The organism is Dorea longicatena, from assembly GCF_024168045.1.
Classification (GTDB): domain Bacteria; phylum Bacillota; class Clostridia; order Lachnospirales; family Lachnospiraceae; genus Dorea_A.
In genome coordinates this window covers 1,040,000-1,056,701 of sequence record NZ_CP100126.1, presented here as the reverse complement: position 1 = coordinate 1,056,701, position 16,702 = coordinate 1,040,000, and the positions used below count along the sequence as shown (strand labels likewise).

The window sequence follows — 16,702 nt, the reverse complement described above, 5'->3', positions numbered from 1 at the left end:
ATTTTTGCACTGAATCACTGCTTTCTCTGTTACTTGTCTGCCCTATTCCGTTACACCTTCCTGGCGTCTTAAAATATCATATACGGAAGCTTCTCCGCTTAATGCCACATACAGCACCTGCTTTGGATGCGGCGCACTCTCCTGCTCCTGCCCATCCTCATCTATGATCTTTTCCACCGTTACTTCTACGTTCTGTCCGTCCGGTTTCATAATCTCGACAGTCTCACCTACAGAGAACTTATTTCTCTGTTCGATGCGGTACATGCCATCTTTAATCCCGCCGATAATCCCAAGATAAGTGTACTCTTTGATATACGTGTTACTATCGTAGATCTGGCTCTCGTCACCCGGTTTTCCAAAATAAAATCCTGTCGTAAACTGACGATACGTACAGTTCGAAATCTGATCCCTGTACCAAGGCATATTCGCCTCATATTTCTTCGGATCCTCCAGATAATCATCGATCGCCTTGCGGTAAGTTCTTGCAACCGTTGCCACATACAGAGCCGTCTTCATACGTCCCTCAATCTTAAAACTATCAATTCCCGCATCGATCATTTCCGGAATGTGTTCAATCATACACAGATCCTTGGAGTTGAAAATGTATGTTCCTCTTTCATTCTCATACACCGGCATATATTCGCCCGGTCTTGTCTCTTCTACCACGGAATATTTCCAACGGCACGGATGTGTACAGGCACCCTGATTGGCATCTCTTCCCGTAAAGAAATTGCTCAGCAGGCATCTTCCGGAATAAGAAATACACATTGCCCCATGGATAAAACTTTCAATCTCCATCTCTGCCGGGATATGCGCACGGATCTCCCTGATTTCTTTTAATGAAAGTTCTCTGGCTGTTACCACACGCTTTGCCCCCAGGTTCCACCAGAAGTTGAATGTTCCATAGTTCGTGTTATTTGCCTGTGTGCTGACATGTCTTTCTATCTCCGGGCAAATCTCTTTTGCAAGCATAAAAATTGCCGGATCTGCAATGATCAGCGCATCCGGTCCGATCTCTTTTAGTTCTTTTAAATACTCTGCCGCACCTTCCAGGTCATCATTATGTGCAAGAATATTTACAGTGACATGAACTCTTGCTCCATGCTCATGCGCAAACTGCACGCCTTCTTTCATGTCTTCCATAGAGAAGTTCTTTGCCTTTGCACGAAGTCCAAATGCCTCTCCTCCGATATATACTGCATCTGCACCAAACATAACCGCAGTCTTCAACACTTCCAGACTGCTTGCAGGAATCAGTAATTCTGGATGTCTGTTTCTCATCTTATTGATTCTCCTTCTCCTCTTTTTTCTTCTTGATACTGAGTGCCACACCATCACCCAACGGGATGATCGATGTCTCCAGCACATTGCTGTGCTTTAATTCATAGAGGTAATCCCGCATACGGCTGTGGATGGTACGGTTCCGCCTCTCTACCGCAAATCTGGATTCTATGATATCCCCATCCTGTAATACGTTGTCTGACATCAGGATACCTCCATCCGCAAGCAGTCTTACTGCCTCCGGCATATAATGGATATACTGTCCCTTGGCCGCATCCATAAAGATAAAATCATATGGACCTTCCAGGGTCTTCATCACTTCCAGGGCATCCCCTTCGATCAGCGTGATCTGTTCTTCTTTCCCCGCACGCTTAAAGTTGTTTCGCGCAATCGGGATTCTTTTTTCATAGTTTTCTATTGTTGTGATACGGCTTCCTTCCGGAAGATATTCACTCATTAAGATTGCCGAAAATCCGACTGCTGTGCCCACCTCCAGCACTCTGGCCGGGCGGTTCATTAACATCATTACCTTTAAGAAGCTCTGGGTTTCTTTGCGGATGATCGGTACGAAGTTTTCCAATGCTTCCTGTTCGATTACCTCTATCACAGGATTCTCCGGACGTTCCAACGACCGGATGTATGTAACCATACGTTCATCTACGATCATAGTATCTCTACCTCTGTTCTAACTGTTTGTACCTGTTCTTTCCTGCAGTTTCTCTTAGGATTCTACAAGGAAACGAGCCGTACATTGTACAAAACCAGCCTCACACACTGTGTCGGAAGGCGCCGGTTTCGTACTATGTGGCGGCTCATTTTTTCTTTTTTTATACGTCCATAATGATCGGGAGGATCATTGGTCTTCTCTTGGTACGTTTCCAAATGAAATCGTTCATCGTATCACGGATCACAAGCTTAATCTTACTCCAGTCTGCGTTGCGCTGATGTGTCAGACAATCCTCCACTGCATCTGTAAGGACTTTTCTTGCCTCTTCCATCAGGCTTTCGGACTCTCTTACATAGACGAATCCACGCGATACAATATCCGGACCTGCAAGAAGCTGATTGCTTCCTTTTTCCAGTGTCAGTACAACGATCATAATACCGTCTTCCGCCAGATGCTGTCTGTCACGAAGAACAATATTTCCTACATCTCCTACACCAAGTCCGTCTACCAGAATCTCTCCTGTGTGTACATTGTCTACTACTTTTGCTTCCTTCTCACTGACTTCCAGAACATTACCGGATTTCAGGATGAAAATATTATCTTTCGGAATGCCAAGCATTCTGGCAATTCCCGCATTTGCTTTGAGGTGACGGTATTCTCCGTGAACCGGGATCGCATATTTCGGTTTTACCAAAGAATAGATCAGTTTCAGTTCTTCCTGACATGCATGACCGGATACATGTGCATCCTGGAAGATGACATTCGCTCCCTTAGCTGTCAGTTCATTGATTACCTTGGATACAGACTTTTCATTTCCAGGGATCGGATTCGAGCTGAAGATGATCGTATCACCAGGCATGATCGTTACTTTCTTATGCACATCTGCTGCCATACGCGACAGAGCTGCCATAGATTCTCCCTGGCTTCCGGTTGTGATCAGAACGGTCTTCTCCGGCGGATAATTCTTAAGCTGGTCGATCTCGATCAATGTCTTATCCGGAACATTGAGATATCCCAGTTCCTGTGCAACCTGGATGATATTCACCATGCTTCGTCCCTCTACGACCACCTTACGGTCATATTTACATGCCGTATTGATGATCTGCTGCACACGGTCTACATTTGACGCAAATGTTGCAATGATAATTCTGGTATCTTTATGCTCTGCAAAAACATGATCAAATGTGATACCTACCGTACGCTCTGACTGTGTAAATCCTGGTCTCTCGGCATTGGTACTGTCTGACATCAGTGCCAGTACGCCTTTCTTACCGATCTCTGCAAATCTCTGCAGATCGATCGCATCACCATATACCGGTGTATAATCTACTTTAAAGTCTCCTGTATGCACAACAATACCGGCCGGTGAATAGATTGCCAGTGCTGCCGCATCCTGAATACTGTGGTTTGTCTTAATAAATTCGATACGGAACTGTCCCAGATTGATCGACTGTCCGTGTCTGACAACTTTTCTTCTTGTACTGCGGAGCAGATTGTGTTCCGTCAGCTTTTTCTCAATGATTCCCATCGTAAGCTTTGTCGCATAGATAGGAAGATTCAGTTCTCTTAATACATAAGGAAGTGCACCGATATGGTCCTCATGTCCATGGGTGATTACAAATCCTTTTACTTTCTGAATGTTATCTTTCAGGTAGGTGACATCCGGAATGACCAGGTCGATTCCGAGCATATCCTCCTCCGGGAAAGATAATCCGCAGTCTACAACAATAATACTGTCTTCATACTCAAAAGCTGTGATGTTCATTCCGATCTTTTCCAGACCTCCGAGTGGAATGATACGCATTTTTCCATTGTTTTCTCTTTTCAAAATTACACCTCCACGTGTTTACCGCACTACTTTTTTCTGCCTCTTTTTTGGCACTCCCTGCACTGTCCATAGAACTTTAATTCGTGGTCTAACACATGAAATCCCGTGGTATCTTCGATCTTATCTTCCAGATCTTCCAACAGATCATCCTTAAACGGAAGAATCTTACCACATGTTCTGCATATCAGATGGTGATGATGATGTCTTTCTTCTCCATCAAAGAATTCTCCGATTTCATAACGTGCACATCCATCATCAAGACTGATACGATCCACCAATTGCATTTCCAGTAACAACTGCACTGTCCGGTATATAGTTGCCAGCCCAATCTCCGGATAATCTTCTCTTACTAATTCATAAATATCTTCTGCAGTCAGATGCTTATCGCGGTGATCTGCAAGGACCTCCAGTACCAGTATACGCTGGTTGGTAACTTTCAACCCCTTCTCTCTCAGCATTTCTTTAAACTTCTCTTTACTGATAGACATTCCAAACTACCTTTCAATCTCTACATCTTCAAGTAGTTCTTCAAATACTTTCAGAACAGCAGAAAGCTCTACATCATCCTCTACGATCTCGTATACGCTCTCTGACTGGCTCTCTCCTGATGTGTCTTTCAGAATCAGACATTCTGCATCATCTTCTTCCGAATCCGTCACCAGAATATATGACACACCACCAACTTTCGTCTGTTCAAGTACATAAAAATCTACTTCTTCATTCATCTCTTCGGACATGAATTTAATCTTTTCCATCTGCAATCTACCTCTTAATCCAGTGGCGTGTGTGCAAGTGAATCCAGATATCCCTGCAATATAAAAACAGCCGCAATCTTATCAATATATTTCTTACGGTCTTCACGCCTTACCTTATTCTCTATTAAAGTCCGTTCAGCTTCTACCGTGGTCAGACGCTCGTCCCACATCACGACCTCCAGGCCGGTCCGTCTTTTTAACATCTCACCAAATGCCATTGATTTTTCCGCACGATCTCCAATATCATTGTTCATATGCTTCGGAAGTCCGAGGACAATCTTCGTAACCTGATACTCTTCGATCAGTGCTTCGATACGCGCACAGGTCTTTCTGAGCTTGTTCTCGTCCTTTCTGCATATAGTCTCCACTCCCTGAGCAGTAATTCCCAACGGATCACTGACAGCAACACCTACCGTCTTGGATCCATAGTCCAGTCCCATGATTCTCATAGTCATTATTTCCACTCATTATGCTCAATATACGTCTTGAGCATCTCTTCTACCAGTTCATCTCTTTCCATCTTCATGATCAGACTTCTGGCTCCGTTATGGCTTGTGATATAAGTCGGATCGCCGGACATAATGTATCCTACGATCTGATTTACCGGATTATATCCCTTTTCACTCAATGCCTTGTATACGATTTCCAGAATATCTTTTGCACTGATCTGCGGTCCACTTTCCACCTGGAAAAACTGGGTATTTGTCATATTTTTCATGTAATCACGTCCTCCAAAAATATTTCAATTTTATTCTACATGATTAAATCTTAAATTTCAATGCAATATTTGTAATTGGTTTTCAATTTCTACATTTACAAGCTGATTAATAAGATTATTCGGATTTTTTACACCAATTTTCACATATTCCTTTGTGTGGCCAATCTGTAATTCTTCTCCGTTGCGTATAATTTTCTCTTCGATCAGAACTTCCTGCGTGGTTCCGATCAGTCTTTCTTCGTATGCGGCCTGTTTTCTATGGCTCAGTTCTATAAGTTCCGCACTTCTTACAGCCTTGATCTGATCCGGGACCTGGTCTTTCATTGCTGCGGCCTTCGTTCCTTCTCTTCTGGAATATTTGAAAATGTGTGTCTCGTAGAAATCCACTTTATCTACAAATGCTTTTGACTCGGCAAATTCTTCTTCCGTTTCTCCCGGGAATCCGACGATCACATCTGTTGTAAGTGCCGGGTTACGGAAATACTTACGGAGCAGCCGGCATTTTTCGTAATACTCTTCTGCAGTGTATCTGCGGTTCATACGCTTCAGTGTTGCATTACATCCGCTCTGCAGTGACAGATGGAAATGCGGACACATCTTCGGAAGCTGTGCGATCGTCTGTACAAATTCCTCCGTGATGATTCTTGGTTCCAGTGATCCGAGGCGGATTCTTTCAATTCCATCTACTTCGTGGATCGCAAGGATCAGGGATAACAGATTGTCATCGCAGTCGATTCCATAGGAACTCAGATGGATTCCCGTCAGTACCACTTCTTTGTATCCGTTGGCCGCCAATGTCTTTACTTCTTCAAGTACGCTGTCACGGCTTCTGCTTCTTACTCTTCCTCTTGCAAATGGAATAATACAGTAAGAACAGAACTGGTTACATCCATCCTGTACCTTGATATACGCTCTCGTATGCTCTGCTGCCGTGCTTAAATGCAGATCTTCATACGCTTTTTCATGATTGATATCCAGAATCTCCTGATAGGTCTCTGCCGCTTTTTCCTGTTTTGCCGGTGTTCCGGCCTGGGCATCCGGATTTTTCTCTTTCTCATAATTTTCCAGGATCTCGACAATATTCTGCTTCTTGTTATTTCCGATGACAATATCGATTCCATCCGGGATGTCATCTTTTCTGGCCTGCACGTAACAGCCACAGGCAACGACAATCGAATCCGGATTCATCTTTCTTGCCCTGTGCAGCATCTGTCTGGATTTCCGGTCTGCCATATTTGTCACTGTACAGGTATTGATGATATACACATCTGCACCTTCCTGAAACGGCACGATCTCATATCCGTGCTTTTCCAGCAGTTCCTGCATGGCTTCCGTCTCATACGCATTCACTTTGCACCCGAGATTATGCAATGCTACTTTCTTCATGTATCTGTTCCTTTCTTTTTACACATTGTTGTAACTTCTAACGAAAATCTTCTGAATTCTTTGGCAATTTGTTTCTTGACTTTTCCTCGTCTGACTCTTAATATATCTATAGAACAAGAAATGAATCAAGGAGGGTATTCCAATGAAAACAGTAAAAATTTCTTTAAATTCAATTGACAAAGTAAAATCATTTGTAAATGACATCACAAAATTTGATTATGATTTTGATCTTGTATCCGGAAGATATGTCATTGATGCAAAATCAATCATGGGAATCTTCAGCTTAGATCTTTCTAAACCGATCGATCTGAACATCCACGCTGATGACAACGTAGAAGAGATTATGGAAATGTTAAAACCATATCTTTGTGACTAATCAGTAATAAAAGTAAATGATCTACTTAGAGAAAGGGCTGACCTGTTTAAGGGTTCAGCCCTCTTTTTTTATTTTACTTCAATGACCTCAACAGTCTCGATCGCCTGCTTCATCAGCTCATCAATCTTCTCATTCAGATTCTCTTCCGAACGCCGGATCACATCAATATTCGGCTTTGTTACCGGATGTTTTGCCACGAAGATCGTACAGCAGTCTTCGAATGGCTGGATGGATGTCTCGTAAGTATCGATCTTCTCTGATACATCCACGATCTCCTGCTTGTCAAATCCGATCAGCGGACGGTAAACCGGCATCGTACATACATCATTGGTTGCCGCAAGGCTCTGCATGGTCTGACTTGCCACCTGTCCGATACTCTCACCTGTGATCATACCTAAGCATCCATCTTCTTTTGCAAAATGCTCTGCAATACGCATCATATATCTTCTCATAATGATCGTCAGTTCATCGTGCGGGCACTGGTCATAGATATAAAGCTGGATGTCAGTAAAGTTAACTACGTGAAGCTTGATCGGTCCGGAATATTTTGCTACCTTCTTCGCAAGATCCACAACTTTCTGTTTTGCACGCTCACTTGTATACGGCGGTGCGTGGAAATAAGTTGCTTCAAGACTCACACCACGTTTTGATACCATATATCCCGCAACCGGGCTGTCAATACCACCGGATAACAGCAGCATCGCCGAACCATTCGTTCCAACCGGCATTCCGCCTGCTCCCGGGATGATCTGTGAATACACGTAAATCTCATTTCTTACTTCTACATTGACCATGACATCCGGATGATGCACATCAACTTTGATTCCGCTCTCCGGAAATGCATACAAAATAGCCTCTCCAAGGTCACGGCTGATCTCCATAGAATTCAATGGGTACGACTTCTTTGCACGTCTGGATTCTACTTTGAATGTGAAGTTCTTATCCGGATACATCTCATCCATATATGCCACAACGTCTTTCTTCAGTTCCTCAAATCCTTTATCCTCCATACGGACAACCGGACAGATTCCGACCAGACCAAATACCTTTTTCAGATGTTCTACCGTCTCATCATAATCGTAATCTCCTTCACAGTCCACATAGATTCTCGCCTGTGACTTATGCACATCAAACTGTCCGTCCACATCCTTTAATGCATAGCGCACCTGACGTACCAGTGCATCCTCGAACAGATGACGGTTCTTTCCCTTAATTCCAATCTCTCCATATTTTAATAAAAATGTATGAAATCTCATCTTCTGATTCCTTTCCTGATTTCTTTCTCTTTTATCGTGATCTACTTAATGTCTGGTATATCTTCTAAGCATCGGTACTATATTATATAGTGCATCGAGCGTATAGTCAATCTCTTCCATCGTAGTAAATTCTGACATACTGAACCTGAGGGTCGCATCCAGGAACTCCTGCCTTGCGCCGATTCCCTTTAACACACCGCTGATCTGTGGATGATTGGATGCACATGCCGAACCGGATGATACATAGATTCCCTTATCTTCCAGCGCATGCAGCAATACTTCACTCCGGATACCTGCGATTCCTACACTGATAATATGCGGTGCCGATGTCTCATCATATAATCCGTGGATCGTCGTATTCTCAATCTTTTCCACGCCTTCGATGAAATGCTGCTTTAGCATCCTCATCTTCTCTACCTTCTTATCCAGGTTGTCGTAAATCGTCTTTGCCGCCAGGGAAAGTCCTGCGATTCCCGGTACATTTTCTGTTCCGGAACGCATATCATGCTGCTGGCCGCCTCCATAAACGATCGGACGGATCTTTACATTTTCACCGATGTATAAAGCACCCACACCCTTCGGTCCGTGGATCTTATGACCACTGACGGAACACATATCTACCTTAAGTTTCTTCGGGTAAATCTTATATTTTCCAAATCCCTGTACCGCATCGACATGGAATAAAATATCTTTATTATATGCCTTTACGATACTTGCCGCTTCCTGGATCGGCTGGACAGAACCCACCTCATTATTCACATACATGATCGATACCAGAATCGTATCTTCACACAGTGCTTCCTGCAATGCATCCAGACGGATCCTTCCATATTGATCTACCGGAAGATAGGTTACACGGAATCCTTCTTCCTCTTCCAGGAAACGCATGGTATTAATGATCGCCGGATGTTCAATAGATGACGTGATCAGGTGGTTGCCTGCACGCTTGTTCGCCCTTGCTGCACCGATCAGCGCCATATTGTCACTTTCGGTACCGCCGGAAGTAAAATACACTTCCTTTTCCTGTACTTTCCATAGTCTTGCAAATGTCTCTTTTGCTTCTTTTATATATTTTTCTGCTTCCACACCCTTGTTATGCATGGAAGACGGATTGCCATAGTCTTCACACATAACCTTCTGCACCAGTTCCCCGACGCTTCGATATGCCATAGTGGTCGCCGAATTATCCAGATATACTTCCTTCATTTCTTCACTTCCTGTACTCTTCATTCTTAGTATTAGATTATGTCTCTACCCTTCCAGATGGAACATCAGAACCGAAAGCATTGTAAGTCCGGCCGTCTCTGTACGGAGGATTCTCTTTCCAAGTGTCAGCGGCTCTGCCCCGGCTTTCACAGCCTGTTCTACTTCTTCTTTCTCAAAGCCGCCTTCCGGTCCGATAAAGATGCCAACCGACTGCCCCGGCCGGATCTCTGCAATGATCTGCTTCGTCTCTTCCATGCCTTCTGCCAGTTCATACGGGATCAGGACAACATCCAGTTCCTCTGCACACTTCAGGGCCTGTGCATAGGTACACACTTCTCCTACTGCCGGGATAATGCCTCTTCCTGCCTGCTTTGCCGCACTGACTGCGATCTGCTGCCAGCGTTCGACCTTCTTTTTTGCTTTCTTTGCATCCAACTTTACTACTGCACGCTTCGTTGCCACCGGAATCACCTGGTATACACCCAGTTCCACCGCTTTCTGCACGATCAGTTCCATCTTGTCCTGTTTTGGGAGTCCCTGAAACAGATAGATTTTTGACGGAAGTTCGCTCTCATCCTTCTTTTTCTCCAGAATCTTAAGTACCGCCATGTCTTCTTCGTAAGATTCCACCACACACACATAGAGCCACCCGTCACCGTCCCCAATGGTCAGTTCCTCGCCGGTCTTCATACGGAGCACATTCTTCATATGATTGACGTCACTGCCTTCTACATAGATTTTTTCTTCCCTCACCTGTTCCGGTGATACAAAAAAATGCTGCATATCAGATCCTCTAATTCTTTCTTGCTGTTACAGATACCCACTCACCCTGGTGATTGACTTCCAGGACTTCCAGACCTGCCTCCTTCACAGCTTCTACTACCACATCTTCTTTGTCTTCGATGATTCCACTCGTGATATAGATACCGCCCTTTTTCATCTGATGAATGATCACAGGTGTCAGCGGCACCAGTACATCTGCCAGGATATTTGCTGCTACAATATCATATTTTTCATATCCCACCTTGTCCTGTACTGCTTTATCATCAATGATGTTACCGATCATGACTTCATACTGATCTCTGCTGATTCCGTTATTGTCCATATTCTCATATGTTGCATCGATCGCACACGGATCCAGATCCGTTCCTACGGAATGCTTTGCGCCGAACTTCAATGCCAGCATTCCAAGGATTCCGCTTCCACATCCTACATCTAAGATTTCTGTATCCTCTGTCACATATTTCTTAAGCTGACGGATGCAGAGCTGTGTTGTCTCATGCATACCGGTTCCGAATGCTGTACCCGGATCGATATGGATCACCATCTTGTCACTGTCCTTCGCCTCGACATTTTCCCATGAAGGAATGACAAGAATGTCATCAATATAGAACTGATGGAAATACTGTTTCCAGTTATTCACCCAGTCTACATCCTCTGTCTGTGATTCTTCAATCGTACATTCTCCTACATTCAGGTAGCTTCTCATCTCTTCCAATTCCTGTCTGACTTTCAGTAACAGTTCCTGTTTGTCTACATCTTCGTCCAGATAGAATGTCAGATATGCACATCCATCATCTTCCGGTATATCCGGCAGGATGTCTACGAACATCTGCTCTTTGTCAGACTGGGTGAGCGGTATCTTGTCCTCGATCTGCACTCCCTCGATTCCAAGATCAGCAAGCATGCTGCTGACAATATCTTCTGCCTCTGTCGTCGTCTTCAGGCGAAACTGATTCCATTTCATATATATTCTCCTTTATGTCATCTTATATTTTTTACGTTCATTCATCGTATATGCTGCTCTTATATGCGTTATATCCGCAATCCTCCCAGTATCCATATACATTGTTTATTCTAACACCTGTGCCGTTTAAAGTAAATGTACTTCTTTTGTTAAAACTCCGTTAAGAAATTAACGTATTCTGTTCAGACCGTGTTAAGAAGCCCTTTCTTCTCTTTCACTGCCTTGCCAAAATGCATATAATGTATCCGGAAGCAAAATTCCATATCATATTTACACAAAAGCTGCCACATTGGGTTCTTTGAAATCTCCCGGCGGCGAACATCAGCAAGGAGGACTTTTTTATGAATATTGGTATTTTAATTCTTATGATCATCGGCGGAGGTGTCGGCGTACTGTCGTCTCTTTATATTGCACTCAGTTTTCCGGCAGTCATTATCTGGAAAATTTTCCGTAAGATCCGCCACGGATATAAACTTACATATTAAATTTTAACCATTATTTTACGGCAGTGTTCAGATCCTGTTCGATCTCATCCATTTCGGACAGGATCTCTTCCTGCTGTTTGTCAAATAACAATTTCTTATTGTACTGATAATACTTGTCGCAGTCATTTTCCTTCAGGAACTGAATACTGTAATAATTCGTGTTAAGCTCTGTCACGAAAGAGACCATCTCCTGACTGTCTCCGAATGCATCTTCCATGAACTCAAATGCGTGTTCCAGCGCAGCAAGTGTATGCTCTGTCAGTTCTTCCCGCCCTGCCACTTCATTGCCAAACAATTCCTTTACACGTTCAAATGCTGCTTCTCCGTCCAGATGTTCCTCTTTCGTAAGCTGTTCATAGGATTCCAGCGTATCCAGTACCTGTTTGCGTACATGATCTTCCTGCTTTGTCATCTGCTCTTCTTTCCGGAGTTTTTCGTACTTGTCCCTCGCTTCACAGACTACAAGATCGATCTGCAGATTGGATCTTAATAACTTCAGATATTCATATAAGATCGTCACAAACCGGTCTTTCAGGAAATAATCTTTAAAGCAGGTTCCCAGTCTTCCGATCAGCATGTTAACTACACTGAGACGCTCATCAAATGCTGCATACTGCAGTCTTTCCAAGGTGTCCTTTGTGTAGACACCTTCAATGATCTTCTCAAGTCCGTAATCTTTCTTGTATTTTCTGTACAGTTCCAGATAATTTGCAAAATCCTTTGCAATCTTCCAGTGCTGAATGTACTGATGAACGACCTCTCTGTCTGCTTTCTTTCCCAGCTTCTCATATGTCTTCAGAAGCTGGGAGAGATCTTCCCATCCTCTGGCCGTTGCAAAGACTCTTCCGTCTACTGTCGTCTCCATGCGATAGAAATAATCTCTGCGGATTTCCAGATATGCAAGGATTGCCGGATGGATATCTGCCTGATATGCGTATTCTTTCCAGACATCATAGTTCACATCCACATCGATCTTCTTGATACGATCGAGCGTCACCACATCAAAATCGCGAACCGACTTATTATATTCCGGCGGATTGCCTGCCGCCACGATGATCCAGCCTTCCGGGATCTTCTGATTGCCGAACATCTTACACTGCAAGAACTGCAACATCGTCGGTGCCAGCGTCTCTGACACACAGTTGATCTCATCGATGAAGAGGATTCCTTCTTTTAATCCGGTCTCTTCCATCTTATCGTATATTGAGGCAATAATCTCACTCATCGTATATTCGGTAACGGAATATTCTTTTCCGCTATATACTTTTTTTTCAATAAATGGCAGTCCCACCGCACTCTGTCTGGTGTGGTGCGTAATCGTATATGCCACAAGCGCCACTTTACACTCTTTCGCCACCTGCTCCATCACCTGGGTCTTTCCGATTCCCGGAGGCCCCATCAAAAGAATCGGTCTCTGTCTGATCTGTGGAATCATATAATCTCCAAACTCATCTTTGGCAAGATATGCCTCGATGGAATCTTTGATTTCTTTCTTTGCTCGCTTTATATCCATTTATTTTCTTTCCTCCATGTATTTCAACATTTCCTTAAAAGTCCTGCCCTTCTTCCAGAATGATCTTGATCGCCCACGGCGGGACATCCACATCTTCATATTCTTCCTCCATGAACACAAATGCCGTCTCATAGACCGGGCGCTTCGCCGGATAGATTCCACGTCCGTCCGTAAAATAGATCATCCCCCGCAGATGTTCAAATGCATGCTGCCGGATCATTTCATCCACATAGGCAAATGCCGGGCGGAAATCCGTTCCGCCTTCGCCCTTTAATTCTAACTTCTCCATATAAGATTTCAGTTCTTCCTCACAGGTGATCTTCTGATCCGTCTGGATCTGGTCATCACACTGTATGATATGAATATTCACCTTTCGGAAAAAGCTGTCATTCTCACTCAGCACACCATATGTCTCTTCCAGGAACTTTTTCACCAGTTCCCCGGAGCACGACATTGATGTATCGATCACAATCACAAATTCTTCAACCTTCTGGACTTCCTTCCACTCCTGCGGCTCGATCAATGGCATATTCCCATACAACGACAAACCATAGCTGTAGAAATTATAGTCAAAAGAATCCGGATCTACCGTCATCTCTTCTTTTAAAACCGAAAACTTCCGTAAGAATTCCCGGTAATCCATCCGTTCCCGGTTCTCAACCTTCACCTGATCGATCAGACTGCCCGAACTTTCCGATGCTTCGTTGGAAAATGTCTCCATCTCCGTCTCCATACGTTCGCTGATGTCCTGCCACTGATTCTCGATCTGGCTCTGCTTCTTCTTATCCTCATCTTTCGGCCAGTAGCTGTGATCGTCCACACGGAAGTCTGACTCTAACTGTCCAAGCTTCGTTTCCGAGAATTCTTCTTTCTTCAGCACTTCATATACCCGTTCTGCCGTCAGTGTTTTCATTTCCTTCTTCAGCATCCGGTACATCTCTCTTCTCGGAAGAGACCTGGCCTTCATCACACAGCGGTACTGAAGCCCGTCGATGATGGATTCTGCCACAATGTCGCAGGCCAGATGATAAATCCGCTCTTCTCTTCCCTTTCTCCGGAGCATATGCCGGAAGATACCATGCAGTACCAGATGCAGATAGATCCGGTTCACCATAACGCGGTCTTCCCGGAACAATCCCCCCAGATACTGCGGATCATAATAAAGGTACAGTCCATCCGTTCCCATGCCGTCCGCACCAGTATCCGGTATAAATGGCATGCACGACAATGCAACGTCCAGGAAACGCATCTTCATATAAAGCTCATTTCTTGCCGTGATCAAGATCTTTCGGCTAACAGACTCCATACGCTCCTGCATGGAAGTTGACTGTGACACAGTCTCTGGTTCTGTTGTTTCTTTCTTTATTTCTTCATTTTTTATACGTCTCTTCGTATCTGCCATATGATTTTCCGCTTTTTCTCCTTACAATTCAAACGTCTTTTTCTTCTTCGGGAACAGCTCTTTTCTGACATCCATAAGCACACTCAGACTTTCCGTCCTGTTCCCCTCTGCCGCTACATCCATACCTTTCTGTAAAGACGGTTCACTCCACAGCTTCTTCTGCTCCAGGAACCGGATTCCTTCTATATCTTCTCTCTTTACCAGATACGCTGCCACCGTTTCCATATGCTCCCGTATGTATGTTTTGTAGACATTTTTGTTCTTCTCCGACAATTCCTCCGGGAAACGCAGACGGTCCAGTGCAAGCTCCACCGCCGTCTCTTCTGTATCCTCCGCAACCGTATGATAGAACATCTCATCATATTTCTTATAATCTAATTCCCGGTTATAAAAGCACTGGCGGTAGTATCCTCCCGCACCATGATGGTGTGTCTCAAGAATCCTTGCCGGGGTGTTCTCAACCGCCTCTTCATAGTGTTCCGGAAATAGAATCCGGACTTCCCGCAACCATTCATCTGTACTGTTTTTTTCTGCGCAACATCTCCAACTGTATCCGTATAAGCTTACACGGATCTGATAACGCATCTCTTCTACAATAGATTTCAGACAGCTCTTCTTGCCCTCACGGAAATATATCTCCACTTCTTCCAGACGACAACCCGTCAATGCACCGCCACCCATATCGAGCAGTTGATTCCCCAGAATCAGTTTTTTCAGGTTTCTGCACCGGTAGAATGCGTAACGACCGACTTCTTTTAACGCTTCCGGCAGCCAGATCTCTTCCACTTCCAGATTCCTGGCAAATGCATAAGCATCCAGTGCAGTCACAGTTTCTCCTTCTATCTCATCCGGCAGGACCACACAACTGTCCGCTCCATAATATTCGGTGATCATCATACCCTTCGCTGTCATTTTATATCTGATCTCCGCAGTGATCAGATTATCCTGCTTTTTATTCTTTACCTGTTCATTTATTTTTGCATCCATATTCCATTCAATTCCGTCCCTTTTTCTTTCTTCCCTATACTACTATGATTCCCTGCTATTTGCAAGGCAGGTCATAACTTTGTATTTGCTGCATATATATGAACAAATGATTCCTGCGGAGTTCTTATGTCCCGATTACATAATTACAAACCATTGATCCTCTTATTCTTCTTTTCATTCTGTTTCTTTGCAGGCGGACAGATTGCCCGGATCTTTCCGCCTGCGTCTGTCAAAACAGGTGATAAAAGTTCATCCGGTAATGCAGCTTCCTCCGGCACAGTTCCGGCAGCCTCGACTTCCGGCAATCCCCTCTCCACGATTCTGCCGGCTGCCGAAAACTGGGGGCTAAGCTTTCAGGAGGAAGGCAAAGTTCCTGTCGGTAATGCATCTTTCGATGAGCTTCAGCAATATCACGCCTACTATGCACAAAAGACGGATAAAAAAGTCATCTATCTCACTTTTGACTGCGGCTATGAAAACGGAAATACACCGGCTATCTTGAATGCTTTAAAACGGCACAACGTTCAAGCCACATTTTTTGTTGTCGGAAACTTTCTGCGTGATAATCCGGAGCTGGTAAAGCAGATGTTAAAAGAAGGTCATACCATCGGCAACCATACTTTCCATCACCCCGACATGTCCCAGATTGCAACAAAGGAGACATTTTCCAGAGAACTTAAGAGTGTAGAAGCTCTGTATAAAGATATCACAGGCAAATCCATGACCCGCTTCTACCGGCCGCCACAGGGAAAATACAGTACTGAAAATCTGCAGATGGCAAAAGACATGGGATATCATACCTTCTTCTGGAGTCTTGCCTACGTTGACTGGCTGGCCGACGCGCAGCCATCCAAAGAAGAAGCCTTTGACAAGCTTCTCGGACGGATCCATCCGGGTGCCATCGTGCTGCTGCATAACACCTCCAGTACCAATGGCGAAATTCTGGATGAGCTGCTTGGAAAATGGGATGAGATGGGGTATACATTTTCTACACTCAAAAAGCTTGTCAAGAACACTTGAAAATAAAAAACAAACCGGTTTGCTTCCATCAATTTCTTTCTGATTTCTGCAAACCGGTTCATTCTATTCATCCTA

At 44.2% G+C, this 16,702-nt stretch carries 18 protein-coding genes; 3 read left to right on the top strand and 15 right to left on the bottom strand.

The annotated features are described in order from the left end of the window. Positions 1–42: 42 nt before the first annotated feature. From NKF87_RS05075 to mtaB, 8 genes are all read right to left on the bottom strand, one after another. The gene (locus tag NKF87_RS05075) at positions 43–1,281 is read right to left on the bottom strand and encodes a peptidase U32 family protein (protein ID WP_117597222.1); all 1,239 of its coding nucleotides are present in this window, start codon (positions 1,279–1,281) and stop codon (positions 43–45) included. A 1-nt stretch (position 1,282) separates the two neighbouring features. Then, positions 1,283–1,948, bottom strand: a complete 666-nt coding sequence (locus tag NKF87_RS05070; protein ID WP_117597220.1) for an O-methyltransferase — start codon at positions 1,946–1,948, stop codon at positions 1,283–1,285. 160 nt (positions 1,949–2,108) lie between these two features. Next, on the bottom strand, positions 2,109–3,776 hold the full coding sequence (locus tag NKF87_RS05065; protein ID WP_055281559.1) for a ribonuclease J: 1,668 nt from the start codon (positions 3,774–3,776) through the stop codon (positions 2,109–2,111). A gap of 26 nt (positions 3,777–3,802) precedes the next feature. Further along, a complete protein-coding gene (locus tag NKF87_RS05060; RefSeq protein ID WP_055281561.1) occupies positions 3,803–4,264 on the bottom strand; it encodes a Fur family transcriptional regulator in 462 nt (153 codons plus the stop codon). 6 nt (positions 4,265–4,270) lie between these two features. Further along, complete coding sequence (locus NKF87_RS05055) at positions 4,271–4,531, bottom strand: DUF1292 domain-containing protein (protein WP_028086992.1); 261 nt, start codon at positions 4,529–4,531, stop codon at positions 4,271–4,273. A 14-nt stretch (positions 4,532–4,545) separates the two neighbouring features. Next, entirely contained in the window at positions 4,546–4,980 is a 435-nt protein-coding gene (ruvX, locus tag NKF87_RS05050; RefSeq protein ID WP_028086993.1) for a Holliday junction resolvase RuvX, read from the bottom strand. 5 nt (positions 4,981–4,985) lie between these two features. Continuing rightward, positions 4,986–5,249, bottom strand: a complete 264-nt coding sequence (locus NKF87_RS05045; protein ID WP_055281563.1) for an IreB family regulatory phosphoprotein — start codon at positions 5,247–5,249, stop codon at positions 4,986–4,988. A gap of 57 nt (positions 5,250–5,306) precedes the next feature. Beyond that, the gene (mtaB, locus tag NKF87_RS05040; protein WP_117597218.1) at positions 5,307–6,635 is read right to left on the bottom strand and encodes a tRNA (N(6)-L-threonylcarbamoyladenosine(37)-C(2))-methylthiotransferase MtaB; all 1,329 of its coding nucleotides are present in this window, start codon (positions 6,633–6,635) and stop codon (positions 5,307–5,309) included. A 142-nt stretch (positions 6,636–6,777) separates the two neighbouring features. On the opposite strand from mtaB, the gene NKF87_RS05035 reads away from it, so the two are divergent. Beyond that, positions 6,778–7,011: an HPr family phosphocarrier protein gene (locus NKF87_RS05035; protein WP_006428559.1), complete on the top strand. Its 234-nt coding sequence runs from the start codon at positions 6,778–6,780 to the stop codon at positions 7,009–7,011. A gap of 68 nt (positions 7,012–7,079) precedes the next feature. Here the strand turns inward: NKF87_RS05035 and thiI are convergent, their stop codons facing one another. Genes thiI through prmA form a run of 4 tightly spaced genes read right to left on the bottom strand, consistent with a single transcriptional unit; the run spans position 7,080 to position 11,220 of the window. Next, the gene (gene thiI / locus NKF87_RS05030) at positions 7,080–8,267 is read right to left on the bottom strand and encodes a tRNA uracil 4-sulfurtransferase ThiI (protein ID WP_028086996.1); all 1,188 of its coding nucleotides are present in this window, start codon (positions 8,265–8,267) and stop codon (positions 7,080–7,082) included. A gap of 45 nt (positions 8,268–8,312) precedes the next feature. Further along, entirely contained in the window at positions 8,313–9,473 is a 1,161-nt protein-coding gene (locus NKF87_RS05025) for a cysteine desulfurase family protein (RefSeq protein WP_055281567.1), read from the bottom strand. A gap of 45 nt (positions 9,474–9,518) precedes the next feature. Continuing rightward, a complete protein-coding gene (locus NKF87_RS05020) occupies positions 9,519–10,256 on the bottom strand; it encodes a 16S rRNA (uracil(1498)-N(3))-methyltransferase (RefSeq protein WP_161143413.1) in 738 nt (245 codons plus the stop codon). 10 nt (positions 10,257–10,266) lie between these two features. Continuing rightward, positions 10,267–11,220 (bottom strand): 50S ribosomal protein L11 methyltransferase, encoded by a 954-nt coding sequence (prmA, locus tag NKF87_RS05015; RefSeq protein ID WP_117597214.1) that lies wholly within the window; start codon positions 11,218–11,220, stop codon positions 10,267–10,269. A 341-nt stretch (positions 11,221–11,561) separates the two neighbouring features. Here prmA and NKF87_RS05010 point away from each other — a divergent pair, with 341 nt between their 5' ends. Then, positions 11,562–11,705, top strand: a complete 144-nt coding sequence (locus NKF87_RS05010; RefSeq protein ID WP_171029315.1) for a hypothetical protein — start codon at positions 11,562–11,564, stop codon at positions 11,703–11,705. A gap of 10 nt (positions 11,706–11,715) precedes the next feature. On the opposite strand, the gene NKF87_RS05005 is transcribed toward NKF87_RS05010, so the two are convergent. From NKF87_RS05005 to NKF87_RS04995, 3 genes are all read right to left on the bottom strand, one after another. Beyond that, the gene (locus NKF87_RS05005) at positions 11,716–13,218 is read right to left on the bottom strand and encodes an ATP-binding protein (protein ID WP_117597212.1); all 1,503 of its coding nucleotides are present in this window, start codon (positions 13,216–13,218) and stop codon (positions 11,716–11,718) included. A gap of 34 nt (positions 13,219–13,252) precedes the next feature. Further along, positions 13,253–14,536, bottom strand: a complete 1,284-nt coding sequence (locus NKF87_RS05000) for a DUF2201 family putative metallopeptidase (protein ID WP_117597272.1) — start codon at positions 14,534–14,536, stop codon at positions 13,253–13,255. Between the two features lie 105 nt (positions 14,537–14,641). Continuing rightward, a complete protein-coding gene (locus tag NKF87_RS04995; protein WP_117597210.1) occupies positions 14,642–15,607 on the bottom strand; it encodes a leucine-rich repeat protein in 966 nt (321 codons plus the stop codon). Positions 15,608–15,733: 126 nt separating this feature from the next. Between NKF87_RS04995 and NKF87_RS04990 the strand changes: the two genes are divergently transcribed. After that, complete coding sequence (locus NKF87_RS04990; protein WP_242998814.1) at positions 15,734–16,627, top strand: polysaccharide deacetylase family protein; 894 nt, start codon at positions 15,734–15,736, stop codon at positions 16,625–16,627. Positions 16,628–16,702 lie beyond the last annotated feature (75 nt).